The sequence below is a fragment of the Citrobacter freundii ATCC 8090 = MTCC 1658 = NBRC 12681 genome (assembly GCF_011064845.1).
GTDB classification, from domain to species: Bacteria; Pseudomonadota; Gammaproteobacteria; order Enterobacterales; family Enterobacteriaceae; genus Citrobacter; species Citrobacter freundii.
Window position 1 is genome coordinate 3,718,365 of the sequence record NZ_CP049015.1, and the last position, 16,713, is coordinate 3,735,077.

The 16,713-nt window shown below is 50.3% G+C and carries 11 protein-coding genes; 5 read left to right on the top strand and 6 right to left on the bottom strand.

Features of this window, described 5'->3' with window-relative positions; all coding sequences use genetic code 11:
• Positions 1 to 15: 15 nt before the first annotated feature.
• From iolG to G4551_RS17875, 3 genes are all read right to left on the bottom strand, one after another.
• Positions 16 to 1,002: an inositol 2-dehydrogenase gene (gene iolG / locus G4551_RS17865; RefSeq protein ID WP_003839784.1), complete on the bottom strand. Its 987-nt coding sequence runs from the start codon at positions 1,000 to 1,002 to the stop codon at positions 16 to 18.
• Positions 1,003 to 1,346: 344 nt separating this feature from the next.
• Positions 1,347 to 3,272, bottom strand: coding sequence for a 3D-(3,5/4)-trihydroxycyclohexane-1,2-dione acylhydrolase (decyclizing) (gene iolD / locus G4551_RS17870; RefSeq protein ID WP_003839783.1), 1,926 nt, complete (start codon positions 3,270 to 3,272; stop codon positions 1,347 to 1,349).
• A gap of 11 nt (positions 3,273 to 3,283) precedes the next feature.
• Positions 3,284 to 4,789: a CoA-acylating methylmalonate-semialdehyde dehydrogenase gene (locus tag G4551_RS17875; protein WP_003839780.1), complete on the bottom strand. Its 1,506-nt coding sequence runs from the start codon at positions 4,787 to 4,789 to the stop codon at positions 3,284 to 3,286.
• Between the two features lie 293 nt (positions 4,790 to 5,082).
• Between G4551_RS17875 and G4551_RS17880 the strand changes: the two genes are divergently transcribed.
• From G4551_RS17880 to G4551_RS17895, 4 genes are all read left to right on the top strand, one after another.
• A complete protein-coding gene (locus tag G4551_RS17880; RefSeq protein ID WP_003839777.1) occupies positions 5,083 to 5,937 on the top strand; it encodes a MurR/RpiR family transcriptional regulator in 855 nt (284 codons plus the stop codon).
• Positions 5,938 to 6,181: 244 nt separating this feature from the next.
• A complete protein-coding gene (locus tag G4551_RS17885) occupies positions 6,182 to 6,748 on the top strand; it encodes a Slp family lipoprotein (RefSeq protein ID WP_003839775.1) in 567 nt (188 codons plus the stop codon).
• 280 nt (positions 6,749 to 7,028) lie between these two features.
• Complete coding sequence (locus G4551_RS17890; protein WP_003839773.1) at positions 7,029 to 8,183, top strand: efflux RND transporter periplasmic adaptor subunit; 1,155 nt, start codon at positions 7,029 to 7,031, stop codon at positions 8,181 to 8,183.
• Positions 8,184 to 8,211: 28 nt separating this feature from the next.
• On the top strand, positions 8,212 to 11,328 hold the full coding sequence (locus tag G4551_RS17895) for an efflux RND transporter permease subunit (protein ID WP_003839771.1): 3,117 nt from the start codon (positions 8,212 to 8,214) through the stop codon (positions 11,326 to 11,328).
• 207 nt (positions 11,329 to 11,535) lie between these two features.
• On the opposite strand, the gene G4551_RS17900 is transcribed toward G4551_RS17895, so the two are convergent.
• Positions 11,536 to 11,883 (bottom strand): HdeA/HdeB family chaperone, encoded by a 348-nt coding sequence (locus G4551_RS17900; RefSeq protein ID WP_008321512.1) that lies wholly within the window; start codon positions 11,881 to 11,883, stop codon positions 11,536 to 11,538.
• Positions 11,883 to 12,479 (bottom strand): DUF308 domain-containing protein, encoded by a 597-nt coding sequence (locus G4551_RS17905; protein ID WP_003839767.1) that lies wholly within the window; start codon positions 12,477 to 12,479, stop codon positions 11,883 to 11,885. Before G4551_RS17905 ends, G4551_RS17900 begins: the two co-directional genes overlap by 1 nt.
• Positions 12,480 to 12,760: 281 nt before the next feature.
• Between G4551_RS17905 and G4551_RS17910 the strand changes: the two genes are divergently transcribed.
• Positions 12,761 to 13,393, top strand: a complete 633-nt coding sequence (locus G4551_RS17910) for a YfdX family protein (protein WP_003839766.1) — start codon at positions 12,761 to 12,763, stop codon at positions 13,391 to 13,393.
• Positions 13,394 to 13,467: 74 nt separating this feature from the next.
• On the opposite strand, the gene G4551_RS17915 is transcribed toward G4551_RS17910, so the two are convergent.
• Positions 13,468 to 16,710, bottom strand: a complete 3,243-nt coding sequence (locus tag G4551_RS17915) for an ATP-binding protein (RefSeq protein WP_003839764.1) — start codon at positions 16,708 to 16,710, stop codon at positions 13,468 to 13,470.
• Between the last annotated feature and the right edge of the window lie 3 nt (positions 16,711 to 16,713).

Consider the following 16,713-nt stretch of genomic DNA (forward strand, 5'->3'; position numbering starts at 1 on the left):
AGGTTGTGGTGACAATCAGAGGAGAACTTCACGCTGGCTATGCAGTGACTCCAGCGCTTTATCCGCCAGATACAGCGCACGCTCGCCATCGTCCCCGCTGCAATCAGGGACCGCTTCGCCGCGCAGTACCGCAACAAAGTGTTCCCATTCCGCGGCATAGGCCGATTTATAACGCTGCAGGAAGAAGTGTTCAGGTAACGCGCTGGTGCAGCCCTGTTTGCCGTAATGCTGCACCTGGTTTTCGAGAATATTGCCCGCGCACAGCAGCCCTTCAGAGCCGTGCAGCTCAAGGCGCTGATCGTATCCGTAAGAAGAACGGCGGCTGTTGACGATGGTCGCCATCGCGCCGGAGGCATATTTCAGTACGATGAACGCGGTGTCGATATCGCCCGCTTCGCCAATCGCCGGATCCACCAGATTGCTGCCCTGGGCATACACCGAAACCGGCTCTTCACCCATGATAAAGCGCGCCATATCAAAATCGTGGATGGTCATATCGCGGAACATACCGCCGGATACACGCACATATTCCGCAGGCGGCGGCGACGGATCGCGGGAGATGATCAGCAGCGATTCCGGCTTACCGATACGCCCGGCCAGTGCGTCAGTTTTCACTCGGCGAAATTGCGGATCGAAGCGGCGGTTGAAACCGATAAACAACGGTACGTCGTACTCTTTGACCACTTTCAGACAGTCGCGTACACGGGCCAGATCCAGGTGGACCGGCTTTTCACAGAAGATGGCTTTGCCGTGGCGTGCGGCCATTTCAATCAGATCCGCGTGGGTATCGGTCGCGGAGGCAATCAGCACGGCGTGAACGTTAGGGTCCGTCATCGCCTCATCCAGGCTTTGCAAACGAGCCTGGTACTGTGTGGCAAGACGAGTGGCAAATTCCTGATTCGGGTCGACGACCGACCAGAGGTTAGTGGCACTGTGACTGGCAATGTTAGCTGCATGTACCTGGCCAATTCGGCCAGCGCCCAGTAAAGCAATGTTAAACATAACGGCTCCCGGTGTTGGTGAATGCGATGAACTAACGACCCCTTAAATAAAACATTTATTTCATTTTTATAAATAGTGAAAATTATGTTTTTGGGTGCAAGTTAACACTTTTGAGATGATCGAGATAAAATTTGTTATCAATATCACAACATAAAGACAGGAAAGATGAAGGAATTGGCCCTCCTTCCGTTCAGGAAGGAGGTGATGGATGAAGAGAAAGGAAAAATGAAATGAAAATTTCGTTGTCGCAGGTTGCCGGATGACGACGCTAACGCCTTATCCGGCCAGGAGGTAGAATCCGCTGTAGGCCGGATAAGCGCAGCACCATCCGGCATTAATCGCTTTTAGTACTGACGTGCGTTTTTCACCTGCTCAAACGTCTGCTCAGCCGCTTTTCGCACCGACGGAGAGTCTGCCACCTGCGCATCGCCAGTACGCCACCAGGAGGCATAGTCGTGGGTCATGGTTTTCGGCAGAACTTTGATATCCAGCAGCACAGGCCCTGAATGCACACGGGAGGCTTCCAGCGCCGCCAGCAGACTTTGCTCGTCATGTACGCGCCATGCCCGACAGCCGTAGCTTTCCGCGTTTTTGGCAAAATCGACCTTCACCAACGGTCCATCTAACCGTCCGGTTTGCGGGTTGCGGTGGCGGTTTTCCGTACCGAAACTCCCCATCCCATGCCCCATCTGCAGGTTGTTAATGCACCCGAAGCTGGCGTTATCAAACAACAGGATAGTGACTTTTATCCCCTCCTGAACGGCGGTTTGTAGCTCGGAATGCAGCATCATGTATGAGCCATCCCCCACCATGGCATAAACCGGCTGCCGTGGCTTCGCCAGCCTGGCTCCAATAGCAGCCGCAATTTCATAGCCCATACAGGAGTAGCCGTATTCCAGGTGATAGCTGTCCGGGGTTTTGACCTGCCAGATACGCTGTAAATCGCCAGGCAGCGATCCAGCGGCCCCCACGACGATAGCGTTATCTTCAATGTGCTGATTGATAAGTCCCAGCACCTTCGTCTGGGTCAACCGGGTGTTTAGCGTGTCGCCATATTCCGCTAACTGAGCGTCAAGATGCCCTGCCACTTCGGGTTCGTCGTCGGGACGCCAGTCGCGATCCCATAAACGTTGGCACTCATCGCGCCAGGCCTCTTGCGCCTGCGTGACCTCCTTCCCCCAATCGCTGCGGTAGTCTTTCAGCGTTTCAGTTAACGCCGTAAGCCCGGTACGGGCGTCGGCGATAAGCGCGGTGGCATCAAGCTTCAGCGCGTCAAACTCCGCCACGTTCAGCAGCAGGAACTCAACCTCCGGATGAGAAAACAGCGCTTTCGAACCGGTGGTAAAGTCGGTGAGGCGCGTACCGATGCCGATCACCAGATCGGCTTGCGGTGCGAGCTGATTCGCTGCCATCCCTCCAGTTACCCCAATGCCTCCGAGGTTAAGTGGGTGGTCACTAACCAGTGCGCCTTTTCCGGCCTGAGTTTCGGCAAACGGCAGTTGCAGCGTTTCAACAAACGTACGAAACGCCTCATGCGCGCCGGAATATCGTACCCCGCCGCCGCATACCACCAGCGGACGGCGTTTGCGGGCAATCAGCGCCCGCGCCATCGCCAGACGCTGTGGGTCGGGCGGTCGACGTTCAATCAGATGAACGCGGCGTGCAAAGAAACTCTGTGGATAGTCCCAGGCTTCTCCCTGTACATCCTGTGGCAGGCAGATGGTCACGGCACCAGTATCTGCGGGGTCAGTAAGCGTTCGCATCGCGTTTAGCATCGCACTCATTAACTGCTCCGGGCGGTTAATCCGGTCCCAGTAACGCGAGACCGGGCGGAAGCAGTCGTTGGTGCTGATGCCGAGGTCATGGTATTGCTCAATTTGCTGCAATACCGGGTCCGGCTGACGGCTGGCGTAGACATCGCCTGGCAATAACAACAGAGGAATACGGTTCGCCGTCGCGGTTGCCGCTGCGGTCACCATGTTTGCAGCTCCCGGCCCAACCGATGACGTCACGGCAAAAATACGCTGGCGCCGATGCTGTTTGGCGAATCCGGTCGCCATGTGCGCAATTCCCTGCTCATTACATCCCTGCATCACCTGCAAATGACCGGGATCCTGCTCCAGCGCCTGGCCAATGCCAAGCACATTACCGTGACCAAAGATGGTGGCGACCCCCTCGACAAAGGGCGTTTCCACGCCATCGACACAGATATATTGTTGATTAAGGAATTTGACCAGCGCCTGAGCCATGGTCATACGTTCGGTTTGCATAAACCCTCCTGTCAGCCCAGCGTTGGCATGGAGAACGCTGCCCCTGTGTCCTGCAGCATCTCCGGCCAGCGTGCGGTGACGGTTTTCATCCGGGTGTAGAAGCGCACGCCATCATTGCCGTGAACATTGAGCGCACCAAAAATGGACCGCTTCCAGCCGCCAAAACTGTGGAACGCCATCGGCACCGGAATAGGCACGTTAACGCCCACCATGCCCGCCTGCACCTCTTCGCAGAAACGACGCGCACAGCCGCCATCACGTGTGAAAATTGCCGTGCCGTTACCATATTCATGACGGTTAATCAGTTCCACCGCGCTGCTGTAATCTGCTACGCGCACCACAGAAAGCACCGGTCCAAAAATCTCTTCTTTATAAATGGTCATCTCCGGCGTGACGTTATCAAACAGGGTCGGCCCAACAAAATAACCCTGCTCATGACCTTTGACGCTAAAACGTCGACCATCCACGCGCAGACTGGCTCCTTGAGATTCCCCACTGTCGATATACCCGAGCACTTTATTCCGATGCACCGAGGAAATAAGCGGTCCCATTTCGTTTTCCGGTGTCTGATCAAGCCCCGGCCCGACACGCAGCGCCGCAATCTGTTTTTCCAGTCTCGAGCACAGCTCATCTGCCGTTTTATCACCCACCGCCAGCACGACAGAAAGCGCCATGCAGCGTTCACCCGCCGCGCCGTAAGCGGCACCCATAATGGCGTTGGTCGCCATATCCATGTCGGCATCCGGCATTAAAATGCAGTGATTTTTAGCACCACCTAACGCCTGGCAACGCTTACCGTGGGCTGACGCTGTCTGATAAATGTATTCCGCAATCGGCGTAGAGCCGACAAAGCTCACGGCTTGCACGCGCGGGTCAGTCAGCAGCACGTCGACGGACTCTTTATCTCCCTGTACGACGTTGAACACGCCGTCCGGCAGGCCCGCCTCTTGCAGCAGTTTCGCCAGAGCCAGGGCGAGAGAAGGATCTTTTTCCGAGGGTTTCAGCACAAAGGTATTCCCGGTTGCCAGCGCGATGGGGAACATCCACATCGGTACCATTGCCGGAAAGTTAAACGGCGTGATCCCGACGCAAACCCCGAGAGGTTGCATCAGCGAATGGCTATCGACGCCGGTGCCTACGTTGGCTGAGTGTTCGCCCTTTTGCAGATGTGGGATGCCGCAGGCAAACTCCACCACTTCCAGGCCGCGGGTCAGCTCACCAACTGCGTCAGAGAACACCTTGCCATGCTCTTCGCTGATGATGCGAGCCAGCCTCTCCATGTTTTCTTCCAACAGCGCCTTAAAGCGGAACATCACTCGCGCACGTTTTAACGGAGAATGGCGCGCCCACCCGGGGAATGCGTCGTGCGCTGCCGCAATGGCCTGCTCGGTTTCCTGTGTCGTACTCATCACCACCTGGCGGATCTGCTCGCCGGTGGCCGGGTTGAAGATTGCCTGAACGCGCTGGCCTGAACCGGTGACACATTCGCCGTGGATAAAATTCGCTACTGTCTCCATCCTTAACCTCTCGCTGTTGATACGTGACTGTTACCTGAACACTGTTATCTGTGTACTATATATGAAACAAACATTCCATTTTAAGTTGAAATAAAATAAATAATGATTAATGTGATCAAGGATGGGTTTTTATGTTAACAAGCGGAATCGCATGATTAGCGTGCACTGGCAGAACGTTTCAGCGAACGGCAAACCTGAAGCTTTTGTTTCGTTTTTACAGCCAGATGAATGAGTGACATTTCAAAGACGCGGTTTTGCGTTTAGAATCATAAAACTATGTACCAGGAGGTAAAATGACAACAGCAACCAGCCTGAACGAGCTGCAGCAGCAAATCCGCGATCGCTACGATAGCCTGAGTAAGCGGCTGCAGCAGGTGTCCCGCTATGTGCTGGATAATACCAATAGCGTGGCCTTTGATACGGTTGCCGTCATTGCTGAACGTGCCGGAGTGCCACCCTCAACGCTGATCCGCTTCGCCAATGCCTTTGACTTCACCGGCTTCAACGAAATGAAACAGCTGTTTCGTATGAACCTGGTGGAGGAAACCGCCAGCTACAGCGACCGCGCGCGCATGTTCCGTGAGATGGAAAGCGAAGCCGTGCCGGAAACCCCGCTCGATATCCTGCAGGAGTTCGCCCGTTCGAATACCCAAGCGCTCCAGCAGCTGGCAGCCCGTGCCGAACCTGAAATGCTGGAACGCGCCGTACAATTGCTGGCAGAAGCCGACACCATTTACATCGCCGGTCTACGTCGTTCGTTTAGCGTCGCCGCCTATCTCACCTACGCCCTGAGCCATCTTGAGTGTCGCCCTATTTTGCTCGACGGAATGGGCGGAATGCTGCGCGAGCAAATTAACCGCATTAAAGCGCGCGATATCGTGGTGTCGATAAGCTTCTCACCTTATGCGGAAGAAACGGTGATGGTCAGCGAAACTGCGGCCAATGCCGGCGCGCGCCAGATCGTGATTACCGACAGCCAGATAAGCCCGCTGGCAACATTCAGCGATCTCTGCTTTGTGGTGAAAGAGGCGCAGGTCGACGCGTTTCGCTCCCAGTCAGCGACGCTGTGCCTGGTACAGTCACTAGTCGTGGCGCTGGCTTACCGGCTAGGTGACGGGAGTAATGAACGCGGTCATTCTGTCGGTTGATGAGCGCCGCGAAAATTGATGATCCGCTTTATTACATTCCCGCCAGCGTGACGTGAAATCGTGATGTCTGCAGTTACTTTTATGGTCGTTGAAAATATCGCCATCATTCAGCGACCGGATAAAATACAATCCGTTATTACCATGAGCTACAATTATATTAATTTTAGATAATCAACAATGCGTCTGCTGACAATAATACGCAAAGGTTTACTATAGCCCTGTCTTTTTTAAGCAGGAAAGTAAAATGAAAAATACAAAAGGGTTGATGATTATTGCCCTTGCTTTCACCCTGGCATCATGTGCCGCCATTCCTGAGAATATCAAAGGTAATAATCAACCCGATATCCAAAAAAACTTTATCTCCGTGCATAACCAGCCTGGTTTATATACCGGTCAGCAGGCCCGCTTTGGCGGTAAAGTCATCAATGTGATTAACACCAAAAAAGATACGTTGCTGGAAATCGCCGTTTTGCCACTGAACGACTCTGCTAAGCCACAAATTGACGCGAGCTATCAGGGACGTATTCTTGCCCAGCAGAAAGGTTTCCTCGATCCGGTAAACTACAGAAACCATTTCGTGACTATTTTGGGAACAATTCAAGGAGATGAGTCAGGTTTCATCAACAAAGTCCCGTACAACTTTGTTAAAGTTGATTTACAAGGTATCCAGGTTTGGCATTTAACTGAGTCTGTCAACACCACTTATAATATGTGGGATTATGGTTATGGTGCGTTCTGGCCTGAGCCGATGTGGGGAGCGCCTTACTACGCTAATACAGTAACTCAGGTAACTCCGGAGCTAGTGAAATAATCCCAGAGGTAAGATGGCGCGACTATATTCCGGAGTCAGGTGTTGGCAAACAACCCTTCTCATTACCCCGCGTTTATCTTATTGCGCCATCCTGCTTCAGGAGATCCTTCGCTTAACATGCATTCTTCCTGTTACATATAATTTTTAACCGCTAATTCTTTAGCGAAGAAATGGGCTTTACCCTTCTCATGCCTGACCATCTTTTGTTATTTACCGACAACTCCCCCACCCTGCATGCAATAAAAGAACATTTGTGTTTACACATTATTCAGGGATTACTATGAACAGAAAATGCTTACTGTTGATACCATTATTCTTTAGTAGCGTCATCATCACCGCCTGCGATAATAAACCTGCAGTAAAAACCACCATGGAGCCCGAGGTCGGCGTTGTTACCTTAGCCCCCTCCTCAGTAAATATTAAAAGTGAACTTCCGGGTCGCGCGCTTGCGTTCGAGATCGCCGAAATCCGCCCTCAGGTTGGTGGGATCATCATAAAACGCAACTTTGTTGAAGGTGATAAAGTCAGCAAAGGAGAATCACTGTATCAAATTGATCCAGCCCCACTGCAGGCACGACTGGACTCAGCCAAAGGCGCGTTGGCAAAGGCACAGGCTACCGCCAATAATGTTCGTCTGACACTAAATCGGCAGTCAGCATTAATAAAATCTAATTACGTCAGCCGCCAGGACTATGACACCACGCTTTCACAGCTTAATGAAGCGCAAGCCAATGTTGCCGTCGCTAAAGCGGATCTTGAACAAGCCACTATCAATCTTCGATATGCCAATGTTACCTCGCCCATTGATGGCATTAGCGGCAAATCTTCCGTGACCGTGGGTGCCCTGGTTACTGCCAATCAGGAAAACTCGCTGGTCACCGTTCAGAGATTAGATCCGATCTATGTTGATTTAACGCAGTCAGTACAGGACTTCTTACGCCTGAAAGAAGAGAAAGCTAACGGCAAAATTGCCCAGCAACAAGGCAAAATTCCGGTTGAGCTGATGCTGGAAAACGGCAAACCCTATCGCCATACCGGTACGCTTGAGTTTTCCGATCCCGCTGTTGATGAGACCACCGGTTCGGTAACCCTGCGCGCCGTATTTCCCAATCCTGAAGGTGAAATTTTACCCGGCATGTATGTCACTGCGTTGCTGGACGAAGGCAGTCAACAAAACGTGTTGATGGTCCCCCAGCAAGGAATTACGCACAACGAGCAAGGAAAAGCCACCGCGCTGATCCTTGACCAGGAAAACGTAGTGCAACTGCGTGAAATAAACGCAGTGAAGGCCGTTGGTAATCAATGGTTAGTGACCGCGGGATTACGCCCCGGCGATCGGGTCATTGTGTCCGGATTACAAAGAATTCGTCCGGGAAGCAAAGCCCGGGTCCTCCCTTCAAAACTGAACACACCTGACACGGTAGCTGAACAGTAATATTTCAGGTATTAAGGACACTTTCTTTATGGCCAACTTTTTTATTGAGCGCCCAGTTTTCGCCTGGGTGCTCGCTATTATCATGATGTTTACGGGCGGTATCGCGATAATGAACCTGCCAGTCGCCCAATATCCACAAATTGCGCCCCCAACCATTACCATCAGCGCGGCCTACCCCGGGGCAGATGCAAAGACCGTTGAAGACTCCGTCACCCAGGTGATTGAACAGAATATGAATGGTCTTGATGGCCTGATGTATATGTCATCCACCAGTGATGCGGCAGGTAATGCCTCGATTATCCTGACCTTCAAAACGGGTACATCACCCGATATTGCGCAGGTTCAGGTACAGAATAAACTGCAGCTGGCGATGCCTTCCTTGCCACAGGAAGTACAACAGCAAGGGATCAGCGTTGATAAATCCAGCAGCAATATCTTAATGGTCGCCGGTTTTATCTCTGATAATAACAGCCTGAGCCAATATGATATTGCCGACTATGTGGCCTCGAACATTAAAGATCCGCTAAGCCGCACTGCCGGGGTGGGGAGCGTGCAGTTATTCGGTTCGCAATACGCCATGCGCATCTGGTTGGATCCGCAAAAGCTCGACAAGTATAACCTCACTCCCGAGGACGTCATTACCCAGCTCAAAGTACAGAATAATCAGATATCTGGCGGGCAACTGGGGGGCATGCCTCAGTCAGCCGATCAGCAATTAAATGCGTCGATAATCGTCCAGACGCGTCTGCAAACAACCGATGAATTTGGCAAGATCTTCCTTAAAGTTCAGCAAGATGGTTCTCAGGTTCTGCTGCGCGATGTCGCACGCATTGAGCTGGGTGCGGAAAATTATGCCACGGTTGCACGTTACAACGGCAAACCCGCCGCTGGGATCGCGATTAAACTTGCCGCAGGCGCCAATGCCCTTGAAACGTCCCAGGCTGTTAAACAAGAGCTGAACAGATTATCAGCCTGGTTTCCGGCCAGCATGAAAACCGTTTATCCCTATGACACCACGCCGTTTATCGAAATTTCGATTCAGGGTGTTTTTCATACTTTGATCGAGGCAATCATTCTGGTATTCCTCGTCATGTACCTGTTTTTGCAAAGTTTTCGTGCGACGCTCATCCCCACTATCGCCGTTCCGGTGGTTATCCTTGGCACCTTTGCCATTCTCGACGTCGCCGGTTTTTCGATTAATACGCTCACGATGTTTGGCATGGTGCTGGCGATAGGGTTGTTAGTCGATGATGCTATCGTGGTGGTTGAGAACGTAGAACGTATTATTGCTGAAGAGCACTTGTCTCCAAAAGCGGCAACGCATAAAGCAATGGGCCAGCTCCAGAGGGCGCTGGTTGGTATTGCCGTCGTGTTATCCGCCGTATTTATGCCGATGGCATTTATGAGCGGCGCGACAGGAGAAATTTTCCGTCAGTTTTCCATCACCTTGATCTCCTCCATGCTGCTGTCGGTGTTTGTGGCGATGAGCCTGACGCCAGCACTCTGCGCCATGCTGTTAAAAGCACACGATGACGAGCAGGCAAATACGCATTTTCTGTTTACCCGATTCAATCATTTCATGGAGAAATGCACTCAGCACTACACGGACAGCACCCGAAAACTGTTACGTTGCACGGGCCGTTACATGGTCGTTTACTTAGTCATTGGCGCGGGCATGATGGTGCTGTTTTTACGTACGCCGACCTCCTTTTTGCCTGAAGAAGACCAGGGGGTATTCATGACCACGGCGCAATTGCCCTCAGGTTCAACGATGGTGAACACCAGCAAAGTGCTCGGGGAAATAACGGACTACTACCTGACGAAAGAACAGAAAAACGTTGCTTCTGTTTTCACCGTCGGTGGATTTGGTTTCAGCGGTCAGGGACAAAATAATGGCCTGGCGTTTATCAGCCTGAAGCCGTGGTCAGAACGCGTTGGCGAAGAAAACTCGGTTACCGCCATTATTCGACGGGCAATGATGGCCTTAAGTACCATCAATAATGCCGTCGTTTATCCGTTCAATTTACCCGCGGTCGCGGAATTGGGCACCGCATCAGGGTTTGATATGGAGTTGCTGGATAACGGTAATCTTGGGCATGAAAAAATGATGCAGGCCCGAAACGAGCTTTTGGCTCTGGCCAATCAGTCCTCAGGTGAGGTCGACGGGGTGCGCCCAAACGGCCTGGAAGATACGCCGATGTTCCGCATTCACGTCGACGCCAAAAAGGCTGAAGCTATGGGCGTTGCGTTATCGGATATTAATCAGACCATCTCCACCGCGTTCGGTAGTCGCTACGTCAATGATTTCCTGAACCAGGGGCGCGTAAAAAAAGTGTATGTCCAGGCCGATACGCCGTTCCGTATGTTGCCTGATAATATTAATCACTGGTATGTACGTAATGCCTCTGGCGCGATGACCCCGCTTTCCGCCTACTCATCAACCGAGTGGACCTACGGCTCTCCACGCCTTGAACGCTACAATGGTCAGCCAGCAATGGAAATTCTGGGTCAGCCGGTAGAAGGGAAAAGCAGCGGTGATGCGATGAAATTTATGGCATCGCTGATTAATAAACTGCCCGCAGGCGTCGGTTATGCCTGGACCGGTCTGTCTTATCAGGAGGCGCTATCCACAAACCAGGCACCAATGCTGTACGGCATTTCGCTGATCGTCGTATTTCTGGCGCTGGCGGCGCTGTATGAAAGCTGGTCGATCCCGTTCTCGGTGATGCTGGTTGTGCCAATCGGGGTGGTCGGCGCGTTGCTGGCCACCGATCTGCGCGGCCTGAGCAATGATGTTTATTTCCAGGTCGGCCTACTCACCACGATGGGGCTATCGGCTAAAAATGCTATTTTGATCGTCGAGTTTGCCGTCGAGATTATGCAGAAAGAAGGGAAAACGCCGCTTGAAGCCGCGGTGGAAGCCGCGCAAATGCGCTTACGTCCTATTCTGATGACCTCACTGGCCTTCATCCTGGGGGTAATTCCACTAGCAATAAGCAACGGCGCGGGCTCTGGCGCGCAAAATGCCGTCGGTACGGGGGTTATCGGTGGGATGCTGGCCGCGACGGTACTGGCGATCTATTTTGTTCCAGTGTTCTTTGTTCTCGTTGAAAATACGTTAGCGCGATTTAAAGCTCGACGTTGATCCCCTGCCCTATCCCTGGGTTTAGATTATCAAATCCAGGGATGGGACTTCATTTGCCAGGTCTACAGTTATTAGCGGGCACGGCTATCCAGCGAGTTTCTCGTGGATAGCGGGGTAAACATTACGCAGATTTTCTTGTAGGGGAACAACTGGGGCAGGTACAGAGGTTGTCAATTCTAACTAAAGCCAGGCTATCAAAACGGTTAATCAATAGTGCAAACCGGAACCTTTCAAATTTACAGCCAGTTCACCCAGTTTTGTATTCGGATGCTGATGACACATTTTAACCATTTTCGGTACAGCTTCCGTTTCTACCTCATGCAGGGGAACATAATCATCGCCTTTAAAGTCCGAATTTTTATTAACAATCACAAAGGCAATTGCCGTCTTGTATTGCTGACTCATATCAACGAATTCTTTACAGGTCATATCTTGTGGCGCAGCTTCCGTTGCCTGAGTAGCAAAAGCACGGGTCATTGGCGCCATAACAGAGGTCACAAGAATAGCTGCAGAAACCATCATCTTAATATTCACTATGCGCTCCAGAGGTAGCATTAATTTTTATCGGCGAGCTTATCAGTTTTTACCAGCGTCGCATTTCTACGCAGACTGATAAAAGCTAAAGAACTAAAGATCATCTCGACACCAATAAAGATTGAGGTAAATACATACGATCTGTCGGGATCCATATTCAGCCACACGCCGACAATAAGCAGGTCAAAAATACCAATGAAAATGTTCCATCCATAACCCGGACTGTGGAACAGTTTGACCCCAGATGCGATACGAAAAATACCCCCCAGAATAAACAGGCAGCAAAATACCATTGCCAATGAATTCATACCTATCACAGGATTCACCAGGAAACAGTAACCCAGCAGTAACCACGCGATAGCAAAAAAGGCATAGGTAAATTTGGCTTTCAATTGTTTTTTACTTGAGCTAAACAGGCTATAAATAGAATAGAAACCACATACCAGAAACATAAAGCCAGTTGCATAGCTTAAATAAACACCTGCAGCAATCGGATAAATCAAGCAGCAGATGCCACAAATCAACATCAACACCGCCATAATCGTCGCATGCTTTTTATAATGAACGAGTGTTTTTTCATTAAACGCTCTCAGGCTACGCTGATTAAAAACAAACATACATCCTCCGTTATACATAAACGCAATGTAACCTGTTGACACAAGAATTATTACTCACTCAACATATGTTACTTACAATGGAATGATAAGACTTCCGCTAAGGAAGCGTATATAAGAACAAGAGAATGTCGCTATGCGTATATTCCTACACATGTCAGATATCTGACACTTGTAAGATTAAACGGTCATTATTCTATCGTGGTTCTGATTTCACTCTTTAACATTATTTAATATGCTTATTGCGTTTGGTGACATATACCAAATTTATTCAGGAGAAAGTAATGAAAAAGATTATTCTTGCGGGTGTGCTTGCAACCATGATGGGTTCAGCACCAGTGATGGCTGCTACTGCTACCACAACCACTCCGGCGCAAGCTACTACCGCAAATGTTCAAAAAGAAGCTGCCGATATTATGCAGGTCGCAGTGCAAGGCGCAAATGCGATGCGTGATATTCAGCTTGCTCGTTTGGCCCTGTTTCATGGACAGCCTGACAGCGCTAAAAAACTAACCGATGACGCCGCTTCCCTGCTGGCAGGCGACAGCAAAGATTGGGCGAAATTTGTAAAAACTGTGCCTAAAGCCAAGATGATTGACGATCAGTACGTGGTTATTAACGCTACGATCGCGCTGTCAGAAGACTATATTGCCACTCCAGCCAAAGAATCCGCTATCAAAACAGCGAATGGCAAAATGGCCAAAGGCGACTGGAAAGGTGCAGTGGATACCCTGCAACTGGCTGGTATCAGCGTGCTTCAGACCCAATACCTGATGCCCCTGAATCAGACTCGTAAAGCCGTTACCAGCGCGCAAAAACTGCTGTCTTCCGGTAAATATTATGAAGCAAACCTTGTGTTAAAAGGTGCTGAAGAAGGTATTGTGATCGATAGCGAGATGATCGGCGCAGGCCAGTAATACTCAGCACTACGGAGTGTTGAACCAGGACTTTCTCTCCTGATCGGGCAGCTACGGCCACCCGATCAGGGGGATTAATGGCTAATCAGACTGTCTATCTCAATCTCAATTTCCCGCATAACAGCAATAATCTTCTGCAATGCCTCCTGGCGTACTGCCAGAGGAAGATCGTCAGGTCGTCTGGATTCGAAAGGTTCGCACAGGTTTTGTAGCGCAGTGATGCCCAGAATTTGCGCCGAGCCATGCAACCGGTGAAGAGCGCGCAAAAACAGCTGAGGTTCATCTTGCAGAACAGCTTTCTCAGCCGCTTGTATATCATTCAGCGTTGCCTCGCGAAATGTCTCGAGAATCTCGTTCATTAGTGCGCGATCGCCGCCGGTATTCTCCGTCAACACATTGAATTTCAAATGCCGGATTGAACAAGGAGACGAATAACCGGTTTCGATTTTACTCAACTCATGTGTCAGTGTCTGAATCGACACAGGCTTGAACAGGCACAAATTCATACCATTTTGCAGGCATCGATCGCGTGACTGTGGAAGTGCGCTGGCCGTCAGTCCCCATATTTGTAAATTCGGCTGTTGACGACGTAGCGAAGCCGCGAGATCAAACCCGTCTTTTTTCGGCATATTTACATCGGTTATCAGCAGATCGTACGATTTTTTCGCCAGTTTGGCTTCTGCCTCCTCCCCATCACACGCTTCATCCACGTTGTAGCCAATGGCATTCAACTGTCGCTTGAGCAGCAGGCGATTGGTTGGGTTATCGTCTGCAATCAAAATAGACAGACACGGAAGCGGTAACAGAGTACCAGGCGCATCGCCATCCGATACAATCGACTGTCGAGCCGTTTCAACCGGCAGCGTTATGGTAAACGTGGTTCCTTGCAACGGGACGCTCATCAACTCCAGCGTCCCACCCATCAGCGTCACCAGTTCTTTACAGATAAATAATCCCAGACCGGAACCGGTTTGTTGACGCTCGCAACGCCCCTGAGCGTAACGATGAAACAGCCCCGCCTGCTCCTCTTCACTAATCCCGCAACCGGTGTCGCTAATGGCAATGGTCAGGGTACCGTGATTCTCCCCGTCAGGCGTCAAACGGGCCGTCACATGAATACTGCCCTGCTCGGTAAACTTCAACGCATTACCTACCAGGTTGGTGAGAATTTGCCGCAAAGCCTGCTGATCGACAAATACCCGTTCGTTTGCTGGCAACTGGCTAACGCAAGCCAGCGTAATTCCTTTCTGTCTGGCTAAAGCATCGAAAGAGTGGCACTGCAATTCAATGAGCTGCGAGAGATCCGTCCATTGAGGAACAACCTGGTATTTACCAGACTCAATCTTATCCAGATCCAGAATCTTACCGATCAGCCCAAGCAATGACTGGGCTGTCGCCCCGGTAAGGGCAATCGCCTCTTTTCGCTGTGCCGGGCTGAGTTCTGAACTCGACAGTAATTCCACAAAGCCAACAATCGAGCTTACCGGGGTACGTAATTCATGGCTCATACTCGCCAGAAAGCGACTTTTGGCCTTGGTTGCTTCAATCGCTTTATTCTTTTCGTTTTCCAGTTCTTGAGATAATGCCTCTTTGAGATGAAGCTGCTCTTCCAGTAGCCGCTGAGATAGTTTCCTTTTTTTTACCTCACGGGAGAGTGAGATCCCCCAGATCAGGCTGATCGCTATCAGCAGCAGGGCGAATACCCCCAGTTGATAGAACTGTTTGCTATATCGACTCCAGAAATCGACCTGCGTATTGGAAATTTTCGACCACCTCTCCGTCATCTGCAAAATTTCACGTGGCGGTATGGCCTGTAGCGCTTTATCCATAACAGACTTCAACATAGGCTCGTGAGAAGAAATCGCAAAACTTACAGAGGCACCAGGCATATCTGGAAGCCTAAAAAAGTGCATATTTTTCTGATAGTAATGATCGACCATAAACCTTGCTGACAATTCGGTAGCAATTGCCGCATCAGCGCTGCCCTCCTTGACCATGACCATCGCAACACTGCTAGTATCAGCATTAACCCAGGTGGCCTGCGGATAGCGTTGCTTCAGCTCGCTTTCCAGCACATGCCCGGCAGGTAGCGCAATACGTATCGGCCTCTCCAGTAGCGAGTCGGCGGTTTCCTCATGGGAAGTGATCATCACAAATGCCACATTCATCAGAGGATCGCTAAAGGTCGAATTGTGCGGGTTTTGATGAGTGAGCGTGATAGTGGGATACATATCCCACTGTTCGCCGCTTATTTGCTTTGTCTGCTCACTTTTAGAGTTAGCTAAAATGGGTTCAAAATCGAGCCCCGTTTGCAGATGAATAATATTCAGTAAATCGCCAAGAATACCGCGTAATTCACCGCTGCGATCGACCAGCGTATAGGGCGGGTAATCTGGGTTGATTAAAATGCGGATGACATGCTTTTTCTTCAACCACGCTTTTTCCTGAGTGGTGAAAGGTATAGGTGCATTCAGATAGGCAAGGTTGCCGCGGTTCAGCCAGTTCTGCATGACTTGCATATGAATTTCATTACTGATTGACGTAATGAAACCATCAAGAATATTTCTTAATACAGGCTGATCTTCGTTAACGACAAAATAATTATATTGTTCTTGCTTATCAAAGTAGTGCGTAATAACCAGTGATTGTGAGAAGTATCGAGAGATGCAATGGCTGCTGGTGATATTGTTACCAATATAATATTGGTTATCACCATTCACTACCGAGGCCATGGCGTGATACTCGTCGTCATAAAATGAGACTTTAGCCTCAGGAAAGGCCCCCTGGATAACATCGAGAAAAGGGCAATCCCGCACGCACGCGACGCTAACCTGATGGTTCGTGGTCAGCGGCAGCATAGTGTTTTTTAGCGATGTTACAAGCGTCGGCCACGTCGTCAGCAATACCGAAGTACGCAACAAATTTCCGCCAACATCTTGGCGTCGGGACAGTTGGGTTATCAGCGTATCAACATCGTTATTGGCGAGCGCGGCCAGCGCCTCTTGCTCATTATCATACTGCTTTATAATGATTTTTAGATTGAGGTTCTTTTGCATTAACGCGAGGTAATCTGCGTTAACTCCCCGATAATATTCGCCGCTATTTTGATAAACAATGGGGGAGACTTCAGGTAACCAGGTACCAACAACCAAGGTTTTTTTATGCGCTAACCAGTTTGTTTCTTCCCTGTTCAAGCTGATATTTTGTACTGAAGTATTATAGTTACTTTTTAGCTCAACTTGCCGAGCTGAGCTTACACCCGTAGACAACCCGATGGTAAATATGACCATCAAAAAAATAAACAAGCGTTCCAGCATTAC